This window comes from Geobacillus sp. GHH01, assembly GCF_000336445.1.
GTDB lineage: Bacteria > Bacillota > Bacilli > Bacillales > Anoxybacillaceae > Geobacillus > Geobacillus zalihae.
Window position 1 is genome coordinate 1,700,438 of record NC_020210.1, and the last position, 14,027, is coordinate 1,714,464.

Annotated in this window: 15 protein-coding genes and 2 pseudogenes; 12 read left to right on the forward strand and 5 right to left on the reverse strand. The window is 48.2% G+C overall.

The features are described 5' to 3' along the window. Window positions 1-185 precede the first annotated feature (185 nt). From GHH_RS08400 to GHH_RS08430, 7 genes are all read left to right on the forward strand, one after another. Window positions 186-668 carry a PH domain-containing protein gene (locus GHH_RS08400; protein ID WP_015374810.1) on the forward strand — a complete coding sequence of 161 codons (483 nt, stop codon included), beginning with the start codon at window positions 186-188 and terminating at the stop codon, window positions 666-668. Continuing rightward, entirely contained in the window at window positions 658-2,106 is a 1,449-nt protein-coding gene (locus GHH_RS08405; protein WP_015374811.1) for a PH domain-containing protein, read from the forward strand. The genes GHH_RS08400 and GHH_RS08405 overlap by 11 nt, the downstream gene beginning before the upstream one ends. Continuing rightward, on the forward strand, window positions 2,103-2,465 hold the full coding sequence (locus GHH_RS08410; RefSeq protein WP_014195795.1) for a LysE/ArgO family amino acid transporter: 363 nt from the start codon (window positions 2,103-2,105) through the stop codon (window positions 2,463-2,465). Before GHH_RS08405 ends, GHH_RS08410 begins: the two co-directional genes overlap by 4 nt. Window positions 2,466-2,530: 65 nt before the next feature. Further along, window positions 2,531-3,760, forward strand: a complete 1,230-nt coding sequence (locus GHH_RS08415; protein ID WP_015374812.1) for a DNA polymerase IV — start codon at window positions 2,531-2,533, stop codon at window positions 3,758-3,760. Continuing rightward, on the forward strand, window positions 3,757-3,945 hold the full coding sequence (locus GHH_RS08420; protein ID WP_015374813.1) for a hypothetical protein: 189 nt from the start codon (window positions 3,757-3,759) through the stop codon (window positions 3,943-3,945). The genes GHH_RS08415 and GHH_RS08420 overlap by 4 nt, the downstream gene beginning before the upstream one ends. A gap of 311 nt (window positions 3,946-4,256) precedes the next feature. Continuing rightward, entirely contained in the window at window positions 4,257-4,757 is a 501-nt protein-coding gene (locus tag GHH_RS08425; protein WP_014195797.1) for a hypothetical protein, read from the forward strand. A 24-nt stretch (window positions 4,758-4,781) separates the two neighbouring features. Continuing rightward, a complete protein-coding gene (locus GHH_RS08430; RefSeq protein ID WP_014195798.1) occupies window positions 4,782-5,051 on the forward strand; it encodes a hypothetical protein in 270 nt (89 codons plus the stop codon). A gap of 215 nt (window positions 5,052-5,266) precedes the next feature. Here the strand turns inward: GHH_RS08430 and GHH_RS18905 are convergent. After that, window positions 5,267-5,377: pseudogene (locus GHH_RS18905) on the reverse strand (iron-containing alcohol dehydrogenase); the annotation flags it as partial. Window positions 5,378-5,698: 321 nt separating this feature from the next. On the opposite strand from GHH_RS18905, the gene katG reads away from it, so the two are divergent. The 3 genes from katG to GHH_RS08445 all read left to right on the forward strand — a co-directional run bounded on the left by katG (window position 5,699) and on the right by GHH_RS08445 (window position 8,958). Continuing rightward, window positions 5,699-7,906 (forward strand): catalase/peroxidase HPI, encoded by a 2,208-nt coding sequence (gene katG, locus GHH_RS08435; RefSeq protein WP_015374814.1) that lies wholly within the window; start codon window positions 5,699-5,701, stop codon window positions 7,904-7,906. Between the two features lie 395 nt (window positions 7,907-8,301). Next, complete coding sequence (locus GHH_RS08440; RefSeq protein ID WP_015374815.1) at window positions 8,302-8,727, forward strand: NUDIX hydrolase; 426 nt, start codon at window positions 8,302-8,304, stop codon at window positions 8,725-8,727. Between the two features lie 27 nt (window positions 8,728-8,754). Further along, window positions 8,755-8,958, forward strand: a complete 204-nt coding sequence (locus GHH_RS08445; RefSeq protein ID WP_223812632.1) for a hypothetical protein — start codon at window positions 8,755-8,757, stop codon at window positions 8,956-8,958. 203 nt (window positions 8,959-9,161) lie between these two features. Here GHH_RS08445 and GHH_RS08455 read toward each other — a convergent pair whose 3' ends face one another. Next, entirely contained in the window at window positions 9,162-10,076 is a 915-nt protein-coding gene (locus GHH_RS08455; protein ID WP_236612602.1) for a hypothetical protein, read from the reverse strand. Between the two features lie 38 nt (window positions 10,077-10,114). Here GHH_RS08455 and GHH_RS08460 point away from each other — a divergent pair, with 38 nt between their 5' ends. Next, on the forward strand, window positions 10,115-10,783 hold the full coding sequence (locus GHH_RS08460) for a carbon-nitrogen hydrolase family protein (RefSeq protein WP_236612603.1): 669 nt from the start codon (window positions 10,115-10,117) through the stop codon (window positions 10,781-10,783). Window positions 10,784-10,893: 110 nt separating this feature from the next. Next, on the forward strand, window positions 10,894-11,769 hold the full coding sequence (locus GHH_RS08465) for a putative RNA methyltransferase (RefSeq protein WP_015374820.1): 876 nt from the start codon (window positions 10,894-10,896) through the stop codon (window positions 11,767-11,769). 218 nt (window positions 11,770-11,987) lie between these two features. On the opposite strand, the gene GHH_RS08470 is transcribed toward GHH_RS08465, so the two are convergent. From GHH_RS08470 to GHH_RS08480, 3 genes and pseudogenes are all read right to left on the reverse strand, one after another. Then, complete coding sequence (locus GHH_RS08470) at window positions 11,988-12,413, reverse strand: hypothetical protein (RefSeq protein ID WP_008879128.1); 426 nt, start codon at window positions 12,411-12,413, stop codon at window positions 11,988-11,990. 2 nt (window positions 12,414-12,415) lie between these two features. Further along, window positions 12,416-12,619, reverse strand: a complete 204-nt coding sequence (locus tag GHH_RS08475; protein WP_015374821.1) for a helix-turn-helix transcriptional regulator — start codon at window positions 12,617-12,619, stop codon at window positions 12,416-12,418. A gap of 92 nt (window positions 12,620-12,711) precedes the next feature. After that, window positions 12,712-13,845 (reverse strand): annotated as a pseudogene (locus tag GHH_RS08480) (IS4 family transposase). Window positions 13,846-14,027: the final 182 nt, after the last annotated feature.

The window sequence follows — 14,027 nt, forward strand, 5'->3', positions numbered from 1 at the left end:
CTTTCTGCTCTAATGTTGATTCATAGATGTGCTTTTTTGCTTTTATGCGGTTAAGCAAAAAAGATAATTTCAGAATATAATAGTTCAGTTGTTCTGTCAACGATTGTCGAAAAAAGGCATCGCCAACATGGAAATGTTTTGTTATACTGGAAACAGAAATGATGTGCAAAAAGGAGATTAAGAGAATGCTTCCTCATAGAGGCAAACCCATTTCATCAAAAGCGGTCACCGTGTGGCGTCTCACGGGGGCGCTTGTGGCATTGGCTTCCGGTGTGGCGATCGGGGGAATCATATGGCTGCTCTCGCAGTTCCATGCTCCTCCTTGGCTATTGATAGTGTTGGCCGGCGTTTGGATGGTGCAAGCCATTGTATGGGTCGTCTGGCTCCCGCCGTTGCGCCAAAGACGTTGGCGCTATGACATTCGTGAAGAAGAGATTGACATTCAGCGAGGAGTCTGGTCTACGAGACGGACTTTGATCCCGATGGCTCGCGTTCAGTATGTCGATGTGCGGCAAGGTCCGCTTCTCAAGCGGTACGGGTTGGCTTCCATTGCGGTGTTCACGGCGGCGGCCGCTCATGAAATTCCCGCTCTTCCGATGGAAGAAGCAGAACGGCTTTGCTGCTTGATTGCGGAGTGGGCGAAGGTGGCGGATGACAATGACGCGTAAAGCAAGACGCCGCCTCCATCCGATTGCCATTATGGCCGGGCTAGGAAAAGAATTAAAAAATATGGTCGTTCCTCTTCTAGTCATCATGGCAGCCGGCAGTCGCCATGGGTTTTCATGGACCGATATTCTTGTGCCGTTGGCCGCCCTCATTTACACGCTGGTCATGGGCGTTCTTTCTTGGCTTCGTTTTACATATGAGTGGGATGACACTTGCTTGGTCGTTGAAGAAGGGGTGTTTGTTCGCAAAAAACGTTCCATTCCGTTGGAGCGCATTCATGGGATTTCGGTGACAGAGGGAATCTGGCAGCGGATGGCGGGGGTCGTCCAAGTGCATATTGAGACGGCGGGCGATGCCCTCGGTGAAGCAGAAGTGACGCTTCGGGCCATATCAAGGGAAGAAGCCCGCCGCCTGCAACGATGCGTGGAACAGGCGAAACACAAGGCGGAAAACGCTTCCCATCCGGAGCCACTCGCGAACCGCCCACATCCTGTTCTGTTTACCTTATCGATGAAAGAAGTATGGGTCGCTTCGTTGACAAGCGGTGGGGCGCTTGGCGTGGTCGCCGCTTTATGTGCGTTTTTGTCGCAATTTAGCGACTTCATTCCGTATGAGGCGCTTGTCCGTGATATTCAGTCGACATGGAACGGACATGGACGATGGTATATTGCTCTATTGATCTTGTCGATTCTCTTGGCCGCCTATGGAGTGGCCATCGTGCAAAATATGATCCGGTACGCTTCGTTTGTCGTGCGGAAACAAGAAGACACGATTGTGATTGCTCGCGGATGGTTGGAACGAAAAGCGGTGTCCGTCCCAGTTGCCCGCGTCCAAGGCATCGTGATTCATGAGAATTGGCTGCGCCGTTTTTTCGGATACGCCTCTGTATCCATTATTCATGCCGGCGGAGCGCTCGATGGCGGACCGTCAGGGGAAGTCGTTCTTTGCCCGCTGGTCAAAAAGCATCGCATCGTCCCCATTGTTCAGGCTTGTTTGCCCGAGTATCGCCTCGATGTGCCATTTTGTCCGCTTCCTCAGCGTGCAAAAAGTCGATATATGCTTCGCCCGCTTTATTGGTTGACGATTCCGGTTGGAGTTGCCGCGTATATGGAGCGTCCATGGGGAGCAGGGCTTTTGTTTGTGTTGCCGCTTGCTCTGTGGATCGGGGCGCGGCGCTATCAAGCGGCCGGCTGGGCGCTTTCCTCGAAGCAGCTGTCGCTCCGCAACGGCTGGTTTCGGCGAACGACCGCGCATTTGTTAAAGCGTCACGTCCAATCGTTGGAAATCGCAACGACATGGTGGCAAAGAAAAAAACAGTTGGTGACGATCTCGGCTTCCGTCATGCCGGTCGGCACCCGCTCCCGTGTCGTGGATGTGGATGAAGAAGATGCCGCTTCGATCTATCGCTGGCTGCAAGGGGAAAAGGGGGACCAAACATGATGAAGGCCTTTCTTCACGGGCTTATCCTTGCGTTTGGACTCATTTTGCCATTGGGGATGCAAAACGTGTTCATTTTGACCCAAGGAGCAGTCCAGCGGCGTTGGCGGCATGCCTTGCCGGCGGTGCTGACGGCGTCGTTGTGTGATACGTTGTTGATTTTCCTCGCCATTTTGGGCGTCTCGCTCGTTTGGCTTGGTTCCGCTTGGCTGAGAACAGCCGTGATGGGGGCTGGCATTCTTTTTTGGCTGTATATGGGCTGGAGTACATGGAAGAGCGAGCCTGCAACAGGCGAAAGCGAAGCGGCGGAACGGTTTCCGCCCCGCAAACAAATCGCTTTTGCCGCCTTGAAAGCGACCTGAGTTGTTCTCAACGAACAAATGATCTGCTAAAATAGGAAACAACGAAAGAAAAGAAGGGAAGAAAGATGCAAACGGAGCGCGAATCGCATGGGCGGATCATTTTTCATGTAGACGCCAATTCGTTTTTCGCTAGCTGTGAGATCGTCCGTGATCCATCGCTTCAGAAAAAACCGGTCGTTGTGGCAGGAGACCCGAAAGAGCGGAAAGGAATTGTGCTGGCGGCCAGCTATGTAGCGAAACAACAGTTTGGCATCTATACGACGATGCCGCTTTGGGAAGCGAAAAAACGCTGTCCATCGCTCGTCGTGCGGCCGCCGGATTTCGCGTTATACCGCGAAGTAAGCCGTCGCTTGTTTCAATGCTTACAGCGTTTCTCGCCCGTATTGGAGCGCGCCTCCATTGATGAAGGCTATTTGGACATGACCGGGCGGACGCCAACGGTTCACCCGCTCGCTTTGGCGCACCATATCCAACAAGAACTGCTTGAGCGGTTGTCGATTCCGGTGAGTATTGGCATCGCCCCGAATAAGTTTTTGGCGAAAATGGCAAGCGACATGAAAAAGCCGCTTGGCATCACCGTGCTGCGCAAACGCGATGTCCCGCGCGTGCTATGGCCGCTTCCGGTCGAACACATGCATGGCGTCGGCGACAAAACAGCGAAGAAGCTGCATGCGCTTGGCCTCCATACGATCGGCGATCTTGCCAAAGCTGACCGCGAGCGTCTTCGTCAGACGTTTGGCATCTATGGTTTGCGCCTTCAAGAGAAAGCGAACGGCATCGACCTGCGTCCGGTTGATCCAGTGGCGGCGGAAAAGAGAAAATCGATCGGACACTCAACAACGTTGCCGTACGATATGGATGAGGAACAGAACTTGCTCGTTGTCTTGCGCCAGTTGGCTGAGTCTGTCAGTGCAAGGATGAACGAAAAGCGGGTTGTCTCGCGGACCGTTCAACTGACCATTCGCTACTACGATTTTCAAACCATCACTCGTAGCCAAACCGGAATGGATCCGTTATGGGATGCGGAAGACATCTTTTCCTATGCTGTACGGTTGTTCCAAAAGCATTGGGATGGTCGTCCAGTGCGGCTTCTTGGCGTTGCTGCGCTTCATGTGTTTGATGAGCGGGAAGAAGGAAAGCAGCTCGATTTGTTTCACTATGAAGAGGACGCGAAATTGGAAGCGCTTTGGAAAACGGTTGAACAGCTGCAGGCGAAGTTTGGCGCCCGTGCCTTGCAGATAGGTGTTGAGCCGCTTTCATCCGACAGGCAAACGAAAGAGGGGGAAGAACGTTGACGATCTCAATGATTGCCGCGGCTGTCGTGATGCTTGCAGGCCTCATCGGCACGCTCGCGCTGTCGGGGCGGGGGGACGAACAGTACACATCAGCAACCAAAGGCAATCTCACCCGCCTAGTGTTGATTTATGCCGGGTTGTCCCTTGTGCTAGCGGCGGGAATCGGGGTATATCTAGTGTTATAACAAGCGAAAGACGATGCCCGCCGTCGAGTTTAGATGCCGCGGCACCATTTAGAGACAAACGGTTATGGACAATCGAGCCCTGGTGACAAAGTAGCCATCGGTTCATCTCAGGCAGAGCGTCGCTCTCTTCGACATGGGATGAACCGATTGGCTTTGGTTGAGTGAAAAAGTCGGCCTACGGCTTTCCGTCAATGAGGGGAAGCACCTAGGTATTGGAAGTGCCCCTGCGTTTGTGGTGTGATGATCCTCACTCCGACGGGATGGTTTTTTGGGGTAAAATGGATGGTAAACGGAACAACCATGGAGGATGTATGGCCCACTATGTTTGGATGATCATTAATGCGCTGTTGGTGATCGGCACGGCGGTTTATATCTGGCTGTTTCGCCCGAACGACTCAGCTGCGGTGCTGGCAGGAAAATGGCTGGCACAAGTGGCGGTGCTGCTGTTTTTGGTCAATGTCAATATGTATTTTATCTTCCTTGTCATCCGCAAAACAAAAATCCGGAAGGTCAAAGTCACGTTAGCGCGGATAGCAAGAAGCATGATGAAAGCCCACATCCCGCTCGCGGTTGTCGGAACGAGTTTGATTGTCTTTCACGGAGTGGTGATGGCATGGAAACTCGGAGCGGTGATCGGTTTTGGCCATGGGAAACTGGTGACCGGTTATGCAAGCCTCGCGATGTTGGCCATCACCTTGTTTGCAGGTGTCCTTCGGCGGCAAAAAGCGTCAGGGTGGAGAAGAACGTTTCATCTTGTCTCTGCCTTGCTGTTTGCCGGTTTGTTTCTCCTTCATCTATTTTGGCCGATCTAATCACGTGTAAGGGAGAGAGAAAACGTGGGTGACTTGCTTTCTTTGCTGACGGAATACCGCCATCGCCAAGTTGTCGTCAACTTCTATGAAGAAGACGAGCTGGTGGCGCGTGACGGGTTTTTCTTTGATGGCATCGAACGATCAGACGGTCTGCTATCTTTCATCAAAGATGGGCGCATTCGCTGGTCCATTCGGTTGGATGACTACCCAAGCTATGAGATCGTACACGATTTCCCGAGGCGTTATCGGTTTTATGGCCAGCATCGGGCTGTAGAGCTCTATTTCCCTTCTTAACGGTGTCCGCTTTAGGAGAAACCGGTCAGAATCCCCCTCATTTTCATGAGGAGATGAATGACCGGTTTTTGACTATATATCATGTAAGTGGTTGAAATGTTTTTATACTTATTACGATTATACCAGGGCATCGTATATTCTTTCCGGCAGGCAGTGGTTGTCCGTTGAGCGGTACTTTCATAAGAAAATAGCGTATGATCAAGCTATTTCTGACGCAAGGCATCCACCCCCGTTGCTGCAGTCACTGGCTTCCGCATCGTAAACGTCAGCTCCGGATCAAGCACGGCTAACGCCGGGCGGAGAGCGGCATCTTTTAGCGTCAATTGAATCGTCAACGATGTTCTTAGTGCGGCGTTTGCCTTTTTCAGCTAGCGGCGTTTTTCATGAAACAAGCCATCGTCTTTATATTAAAAAATAACTGAATTCTAAATCAATTGAAACATAAATTAATAGTGGCATACCTTGGACTGGTATAGCAACACAAATAAAAATAATAAAAGGTATCTTTTATTATTTACTATCAAATATAAATTTAGTATAATTCTAATGTACAAATCATTATCATTTTTGACTGGAAACAAAACAGTTAGAAATGGTAATGATTGAATTTCTATTTTTTGTTAATTAAGGGAAAGGAGAACAGGAGAATGGAAAATCAAAATCGTCAGAATGCAGCCCAATGTCCGTTTCACGGAAGCGTAACGAATCAGTCTTCGAATCGAACGACGAACAAAGACTGGTGGCCGAACCAGCTGAACTTAAGCATTCTCCATCAACATGACCGAAAAACGAATCCTCATGATGAAGAGTTCAACTATGCTGAGGAGTTTCAAAAACTAGACTATTGGGCGCTCAAAGAAGATTTGCGCAAACTGATGACGGAAAGCCAAGACTGGTGGCCGGCCGACTATGGCCATTACGGGCCGTTGTTTATCCGCATGGCCTGGCATTCAGCTGGCACGTACCGCATCGGCGACGGCCGCGGCGGCGCTTCGACCGGCACGCAGCGCTTTGCCCCGTTAAACAGCTGGCCGGACAACGCCAACTTGGATAAAGCGCGGCGGTTGTTATGGCCGATCAAAAAGAAATACGGGAACAAAATCTCTTGGGCCGATTTGTTCATTTTGGCGGGCAATGTCGCTATTGAATCGATGGGTGGAAAAACGATTGGATTCGGCGGCGGCCGCGTTGACGTCTGGCATCCGGAAGAAGACGTTTATTGGGGATCGGAAAAAGAGTGGCTCGCCTCTGAACGCTATTCCGGTGATCGCGAGCTCGAAAACCCGCTCGCCGCGGTGCAAATGGGGTTAATCTACGTCAACCCAGAAGGGCCGGACGGCAAGCCGGATCCAAAAGCAGCGGCGCGCGATATTCGCGAGACGTTCCGCCGTATGGGGATGAACGATGAAGAAACGGTCGCCTTGATCGCCGGCGGTCATACGTTCGGAAAAGCGCACGGCGCCGGCCCTGCCACGCACGTCGGTCCCGAGCCGGAAGCCGCCCCGATTGAAGCGCAAGGGCTGGGATGGATCAGCTCTTACGGAAAAGGGAAAGGGAGCGATACGATCACAAGCGGCATTGAAGGCGCTTGGACGCCGACGCCAACCCAGTGGGATACGTCGTACTTTGACATGCTGTTTGGCTATGACTGGTGGCTGACGAAAAGCCCAGCCGGGGCATGGCAATGGATGGCGGTCGACCCGGATGAAAAAGACTTGGCTCCGGATGCCGAGGATCCGTCGAAAAAAGTTCCGACGATGATGATGACGACCGATTTGGCGCTTCGGTTTGACCCGGAATACGAAAAAATCGCCCGCCGATTCCATCAAAATCCAGAAGAATTTGCGGAGGCGTTTGCCCGGGCATGGTTCAAGCTTACCCATAGGGATATGGGACCGAAAACGAGATATCTCGGTCCGGAAGTTCCGAAAGAAGATTTCATCTGGCAAGATCCGATTCCAGAAGTCGATTACGAATTGACAGAAGCGGAAATTGAAGAAATCAAAGCCAAAATTTTGAACTCCGGACTGACGGTCAGTGAACTTGTGAAAACAGCTTGGGCCTCGGCCAGCACGTTCCGCAACTCGGATAAGCGCGGCGGAGCCAACGGCGCCCGCATTCGTCTCGCGCCGCAAAAAGACTGGGAAGTGAACGAACCGGAGCGGCTCGCCAAAGTGCTGTCCGTCTACGAGGACATCCAGCGCGAACTGCCGAAGAAAGTCAGCATCGCCGACTTGATCGTCCTTGGCGGCAGCGCTGCGGTGGAAAAGGCAGCCCGCGACGCTGGTTTTGATGTCAAAGTGCCGTTTATTCCAGGACGGGGCGATGCGACGCAAGAGCAAACCGATGTCCAGAGCTTTGCGGTGCTCGAACCGTTCGCCGATGGCTTCCGCAACTATCAAAAGAAAGAGTACAGCGTCGGTCCGGAAGAGCTGCTCATCGACAAAGCGCAGCTTCTAGGGTTGACCGCACCTGAGATGACCGTGCTCATCGGCGGTCTGAGGGTATTGGGCGCGAACTATCGCGATCTGCCGCACGGCGTCTTCACTGACCGCATCGGGGTGCTGACCAACGACTTCTTTGTCAACTTGTTGGATATGAACTATGAATGGGTGCCGACAGACAGCGGCATTTATGAAATCCGCGACCGGAAAACGGGCGAAGTGCGGTGGACGGCGACCCGGGTGGATCTCATTTTCGGATCCAACTCCATTCTTCGTTCCTACGCGGAATTTTACGCCCAAGACGACAACCAAGAAAAATTTGTCCGTGATTTCATCAACGCTTGGGTGAAAGTCATGAACGCCGACCGCTTTGATCTGGTGAAAAAAGCAAGGGAATCGGTCACCGCTTAATAAAGGGAAGAAAAACAAGGCAGAGGGAGAAGATTCCCTCTGCCTCGTTTTTGTAGAATACCAAACGGCTGCATAGGCAAAGAAAATCTTCACCGTAAAAACTGATTTTGCGAAGAGCTAGGGGAAATATTACTAAATAGGATAAAATAGTACTAGATCAAAAGGAGATAACATAAAGCTGGGGATGAGGAAATCAAAACGGAATCAACACTCACGAGTGAATCAGGATGTCGCGGTTTGGGCCATTCGTGTCTTGTTGCGAGAACAATAATGAAGGACAATGGAGAATACGATGGAATTCTATGCATCGCGAGTGCCATGCTACGATTCTCTCACCATGAGACTGATGACTTTGTCTAGCTGAAAATGATCATTGATATAGGGGGCAGCGTTTCATGAACATACGCAAATGTTCTAGAGCCGTAATCATCAATGAACGGAATGAAATTCTTCTTCAGAGATTTGAATTTCGGGATGTGGTAGGAAACAAAGTGTTATGGGTGACTCCAGGGGGAGGGATTGAAGAAAACGAGACGCCGGGGGAAGCGTTAAAAAGGGAGTTATACGAAGAACTAGGCATTGTTGTCGACCTTCTCGGCGAGCCCCTATTCCAACTGGATGTATGGATCGAAGGGAAACAAGGTCCTTTTATTAGTCGTGAGATTTATTACAAAATTGTGATTCCATCGGACACTAGATTATCGTTCGAAAATATGACGAAAGAGGAAAAGGAGGCATGGCAACAGGTAAAATGGTGGAGTAAGGAAGAATTGCAGAACAGCAATGATTTTGCGCCGCGTGAACTATTGAACTACATATAAAACGATGGGGTTCTTCTCGTTGGGATGATGATGGACCTCATCCATAACCTGCAAACGGTGAAAGAACAGCGGCAGTGGCTCGAACAATATGTGCCGAAAGAACTGATCCAGTCGTTATGTCATCAGTCCGAGGCAGAGATGAGGGCTATAGATCAAGAATGGGTTCACCTGATCCAAAAAACAAAGCAGTTGCCAGGCATTCCTGTGGGTCATCCAGAGGTGAAAACATGAATCGAACAGTATATGATTGACGTTTGTTGGTCCCGATATGACGCAAACGCTTGGACAACTTGAACGTGTGGAGGAGATGGGGCGAGATGCCGAAGTGCTCAACTGGATGCCGTCTCCTTTCACAAAGAAAGAGGGACAATGGCTGCAGCAGGCCATGGAGCACTACATGATGAAAAAAGGTTAGTCGAATCAAAAAAATCGGCTCATCGCGGATTCGCGGAGCCGATTTCTTTATTCATGTGAAGCAATCGCTTGGTGTTTTCCAACAAATTGTCATAAAAGCCATGGATGTCATCAACTGTAACATATAGCTTTCGCACCGTTTTTTTTCGGCCGAACAGTTCTGTCACTTCCACCGGCTGCTTCAAGCGGATTTCTAGTTTTGGTTCTTCTTCAAAAAAACTAGGCAATGTCACTGAATAAGCATCAGTTTCTTTTTTTCGTTTTTGTTTCGCGGTCACTTCCCTTGTGATCTGCTCAATGTTGGTGTATTCCACTTCGACAAAACTGCGGATGCCCAATTGGATATGGAGTTTATCAGGCGCCAACACGACCGGGGATAGGGTAATCGCTCGATAATCGGCAATAAGAAGGAGCAGGAAGTACACATCAAAAAACGTGACCACCCAAGCAGCGATTTCACTCCATCTCATCACTAAAATATGAACAGCAATAATTTCAATCAGCATCGCATGCACGAGCATTAAAAAGAAACCAAAATATTCCGTTTTCTCATGATAGGAATAGGTGGGATATGGCAATGACAATTGGCGTGTTTTTTTGCGATATGTTAAGTAATACAAAGCAGCGGCCTCTGTTGTGAGGAGGCGCAGCAAAAAGACCGGACGCTTGAACACGGCTTCAATGGTATGCGCATAGGTGCTTAAAAAATAAAAATGGTTCGTTTTTTCAGCGCGAAAGGTGCGAATGAGTGCCCCGAGGTTTCGAACGATATACCAAGCGATCCATAATTCGATTAGAATGATCCCGCCTTCCATTACGAAAAAAACATATTTGATCACCTTGTATTGCTCGCGAAGCGGAGCGGGAATGATCCAATACAAGATACCGAGCCCAGATGCAGCCACGCTCACGCACACTTTCCATGAATACTTCACCCGCCCAATGGTCATTCGGTAAACAACGGTTAAATAGAGTGGAAAAACGGCGACAAGCAACAATAGGAATCACTTTTCTTGAAAAATACGATCCATTGCCAAGGAACACGCTCTGCCTCTTTGACCGCTTTGGCAACAAGATCTTTACATACGCAAAAGTACATACTTGTGATTTTGATGTTGAATGTAATTTGACGCCTGGGGATGACTTTTTCGTGGCAGATTTAAACACCTTGCAAGGCAATGTAAAAGTCGGGGCGATGATTTGTTATGATAGAGAGTTTCCGGAAAGCGCCAGGGTTTTGATGCTGAAAGGCGCTGAGATTATTTTGGTGCCAAACGCCTGCCCGATGGAGATCAACCGAATCTCACAGCTGCGAGCGCGGGCTTATGAAAATATGGTCGGTATTGCCACGGTCAATTATCCGATTGGTCATCCCAACTGCAATGGACATTCTACTGCATTTGATGGGATGGCATACAGACCTTCAGAAAAGGGTTCAAGAGATACACTGATTATTGAAGCGGGAGAGCGAGAAGGAATTTATATAGCTGATTTTCCGATTCAAGAAATGAGAGAATATCGAAGTCGGGAAATACATGGCAACGCATACCGCTGTCCGCAGAAATACAAGCTCCTAATTTCTGAACATGTCGAGGAGCCTTTTATCAGAGAGAATTCTCGTTATAAAGGAGAAAGGGGTTGATATGTTTTTCAGAAATCATAACAGCAAATGGCGCAACTGGTTAAGCCAAAAGACTGTCACGAACGTTTCCTCCTCCGCTGTGATTTTTTATATCGAAAGGAAGAAAGCACATGACCAAAAAAACCAAAAGTGCAGAACGGGTTAGTCAATTTGTAGCGGCATTTCAATGTCCACTCTGTAAAAGCGCGATGAGGGTTGAGGAGCTGAAAAGCCTCGTATGCGCTAAAAACCATACGTTTGATTTCTCAAAACAAGGATATGTCAACTTGATGACTCGTCCCGCTCATAGCCATTACAAGAAGGAATTGTTTGAAGCAAGACACAAAATCATTATGGAAAGCAACGTATACACTTCCATGCATGAAACGATTGCGAAAGTAATAAAGGAGTATATGGATGTTTCGCTTAACCCTTTTATGGTTATAGATTTAGGATGCGGAGAAGGTTCTCACTTACAAAGGATTTTGGACGAATGTATGATTCCGTCAATGACTGGCGTTGGCCTCGATATTTCAAAAGAAGGCATCGCTATGGCTGCTAAAAGATACGAAGACCAAATTTGGCTAGTCGGTGACTTGGCAAAATCGCCGCTGGCGGATCAATCGTTTCATGTGATTCTTAATATTTTATCTCCTTCCAATTATAAGGAATTCAAGAGGATTTTAGTTAAAGATGGACTCGTGATTAAAGTGATTCCTCGCCCGAATTATCTAAGAGAGCTACGAGAAGCACTCTTTGATGACAAGGAGAAAAAGGTCTATAAGAATGATGAAATCGTGTCGCTTTTTCAAAAACAGCTCCATTTACTGGATGTATTCCATTTATGTTATACAAAAGAACTTAATAATGCCGAACTTGAACATTTAGTCCAAATGACGCCGCTTGCTTGGTCTGCGGATCAAGCACACATTGATGCGTTTCTTCATCGGGATTTTGCGAAGATCACCGTGGATTTGGATATTTTAGTTGGAGTGAACAGGGGATGAAGCAGCATGTCTAAGATGGAGTGCGCGAACAAGCAATGTGTTGATCAATATCAGCACATTGCTTGTTCTTTTTTCGACAGAACTTACTGGTTACTATTTTTTGGTTGAGAAAACGGTTTGCGATCCCAATAATCCAGTTCATCACTGTATTCCCGAAAATAACGAATCCTCTATATGTCACTGAAGTTTTTTACAAGCTTTCCTAATTGGTTGCTCCGTCAGTCTGCCTGATTATCTATTTTCTTTCTCAAATAATATACATAAGAAATCGGAACGACTCCGCATAGAAAAACGATTCCGGCAATGAAAACACCATTCATTGCAGTAAATCCTTCAGTGAATGATGTAAGGATTCCTATTATAGTTGAAATCAATGTTAATACAACAAGTGATATTAGGAAGCTTTGTTTAGATGACCTTTTCCGACTTTCATATTCTACACTAATGTTCATTGATAAAAAAGCCGATACAACGGTTGTCAGGATAAACACAAACCATAACGGATTTTTCCTCATTCCATCTAGTCCTTTTGTGATGAAGTCATAGCCCAAGATTCCGATGATGCCAATCGTCTGTAACATGTAGGCGATTCGTAAATTTTGCAGATTTTTTAATAGTAATCGTTCGTCTTTTATTTTTTGCAATTTCACCACTCTCCCTTTTTTACCCAAAAAATTTCATCTAACGTTTTATTAAGCGCATAACAAATTTCGAGGCACAATTTTAAAGTAGGATTGTATTTTCCTTTTTCGATTAAACTGATCGTTTGTCGAGTTACCCCGACTTTTTCTGCCAGTTGTTGTTGGGTCAGGTTTGCTTGGATACGGGCAACTTTAAGATTGTTTCTCACAATTCCAACGACCCCTCCCTGAATGTAATTTATATATTACATTTTAAACAATATATATTACATAATTCAATATATATATTCACGAGTGTTGATTATCCAAAATTATACATACGCCTTCCATAAATTTGGGCATACTCAAACAAAGCAGCGGCCATCCCGGATTTCCAATCGAGAGGAAGTTGCCCAGAGAAAAAACGGCGAACGAACGAAATGAAGGAAAGAGAGACGTTCGTCTGTTTTTTGGTTTGATCATACAGCCATCGCAGCAACACATACGCGATGAACGCCGCAAACAGTTGGTTGTATACCGCATTTTCCGTCGTGCCAAACAAGGTCGGGACATTCAGATATTGCTTCACCCAACGGAAAAAAGACCTCAACAGTCCAACGTTGTTGGTACATGTCGGCAATGGTTTCCGCAGACGCATGGAAGAGGTTCGTCACGACCCGAATGTCGCGGCCATTCGCATCTCGAAAGATCACCACCCGGTGACGCTTGGTGGAGCGGCATTGTTTCGTCCCCAACTGGCACGTGAAGTCGGCTTGAACCGATGAGGATGTGCTGGAAAGGCGTTTCAAGCTTTTTTCTGATGAAGTTCGATGTTGTCCTTCATCCGAATGACAAAGAGCTGATGCTGCTCCACAAATCGATCGAGGCGTTCGATTTTGAAATACGCCCGGTCTTCCACCAGCACTTGTTGAGCGTTCGTCAACTGTTCTCCCACCGGGCCATCATGACGCAGTCCGATGGTTTCCACCACGTCTGCCGGCAACGAGGATTCCGGCGAATACGCGACGTGCAGCTTCACTCCGGCGCGTTCGCCGTGATACGGCGCCCATGGCAGGCGGTTTTTCCCGACCGTGACGGTCGTCGAATCCACCACCCGAAGCGGTTTGGGAAACCGAAGCGAACGGCGGGTTTGGCGGTTGCACTTGGAAATGATCAACGCCAACAAGCGTTTCATGATGTCATAGGGAACTTCTTTCGCTTTCTTGGATACAGTTGAATAATGGAATCGCGGCAATCCATACAGAGGCCCCACATCGGCTCCGTGGCGAAAGCTTTTCCATTGATGCATGGCGGCCAGCAGGAAGAAGTGAATCAACTCGCGCAACGGAAAGGTTCGAGACGAATCACGATACCCAACCGCTTCGGCAATCCGTTGAATCTCTTCATCCGAAACAAGTTTTTGCATCAAATTCGGGAGTGTGGTATGCTTGTTCATAGAGAGCACCTCCTGGGTTTGTTTGTGTCGCTACTCACATTCTACAGGAAAGGTGCTCTTTTTTCTATACCCTTTGGATTTTATTGGATAATCAACACGCCTGTAAAGACAACTTAGTACAAGTGTTTATTGCAAAATAAAAATACAGAGTTCTGCAACGAAAAGTGCAGAGCTGAAGGCAA

Coding starts and splice junctions, on each gene's coding strand:
- GHH_RS08400 (WP_015374810.1), top strand. CDS start 186: ATGCTTCCTCATAGAGGCAAACCCATTTCATCAAAAGCGGTCACCGTG.
- GHH_RS08405 (WP_015374811.1), top strand. CDS start 658: ATGACGCGTAAAGCAAGACGCCGCCTCCATCCGATTGCCATTATGGCC.
- GHH_RS08410 (WP_014195795.1), top strand. CDS start 2,103: ATGATGAAGGCCTTTCTTCACGGGCTTATCCTTGCGTTTGGACTCATT.
- GHH_RS08415 (WP_015374812.1), top strand. CDS start 2,531: ATGCAAACGGAGCGCGAATCGCATGGGCGGATCATTTTTCATGTAGAC.
- GHH_RS08425 (WP_014195797.1), top strand. CDS start 4,257: ATGGCCCACTATGTTTGGATGATCATTAATGCGCTGTTGGTGATCGGC.
- katG (WP_015374814.1), top strand. CDS start 5,699: ATGGAAAATCAAAATCGTCAGAATGCAGCCCAATGTCCGTTTCACGGA.
- GHH_RS08440 (WP_015374815.1), top strand. CDS start 8,302: ATGAACATACGCAAATGTTCTAGAGCCGTAATCATCAATGAACGGAAT.
- GHH_RS08445 (WP_223812632.1), top strand. CDS start 8,755: ATGATGGACCTCATCCATAACCTGCAAACGGTGAAAGAACAGCGGCAG.
- GHH_RS08465 (WP_015374820.1), top strand. CDS start 10,894: ATGACCAAAAAAACCAAAAGTGCAGAACGGGTTAGTCAATTTGTAGCG.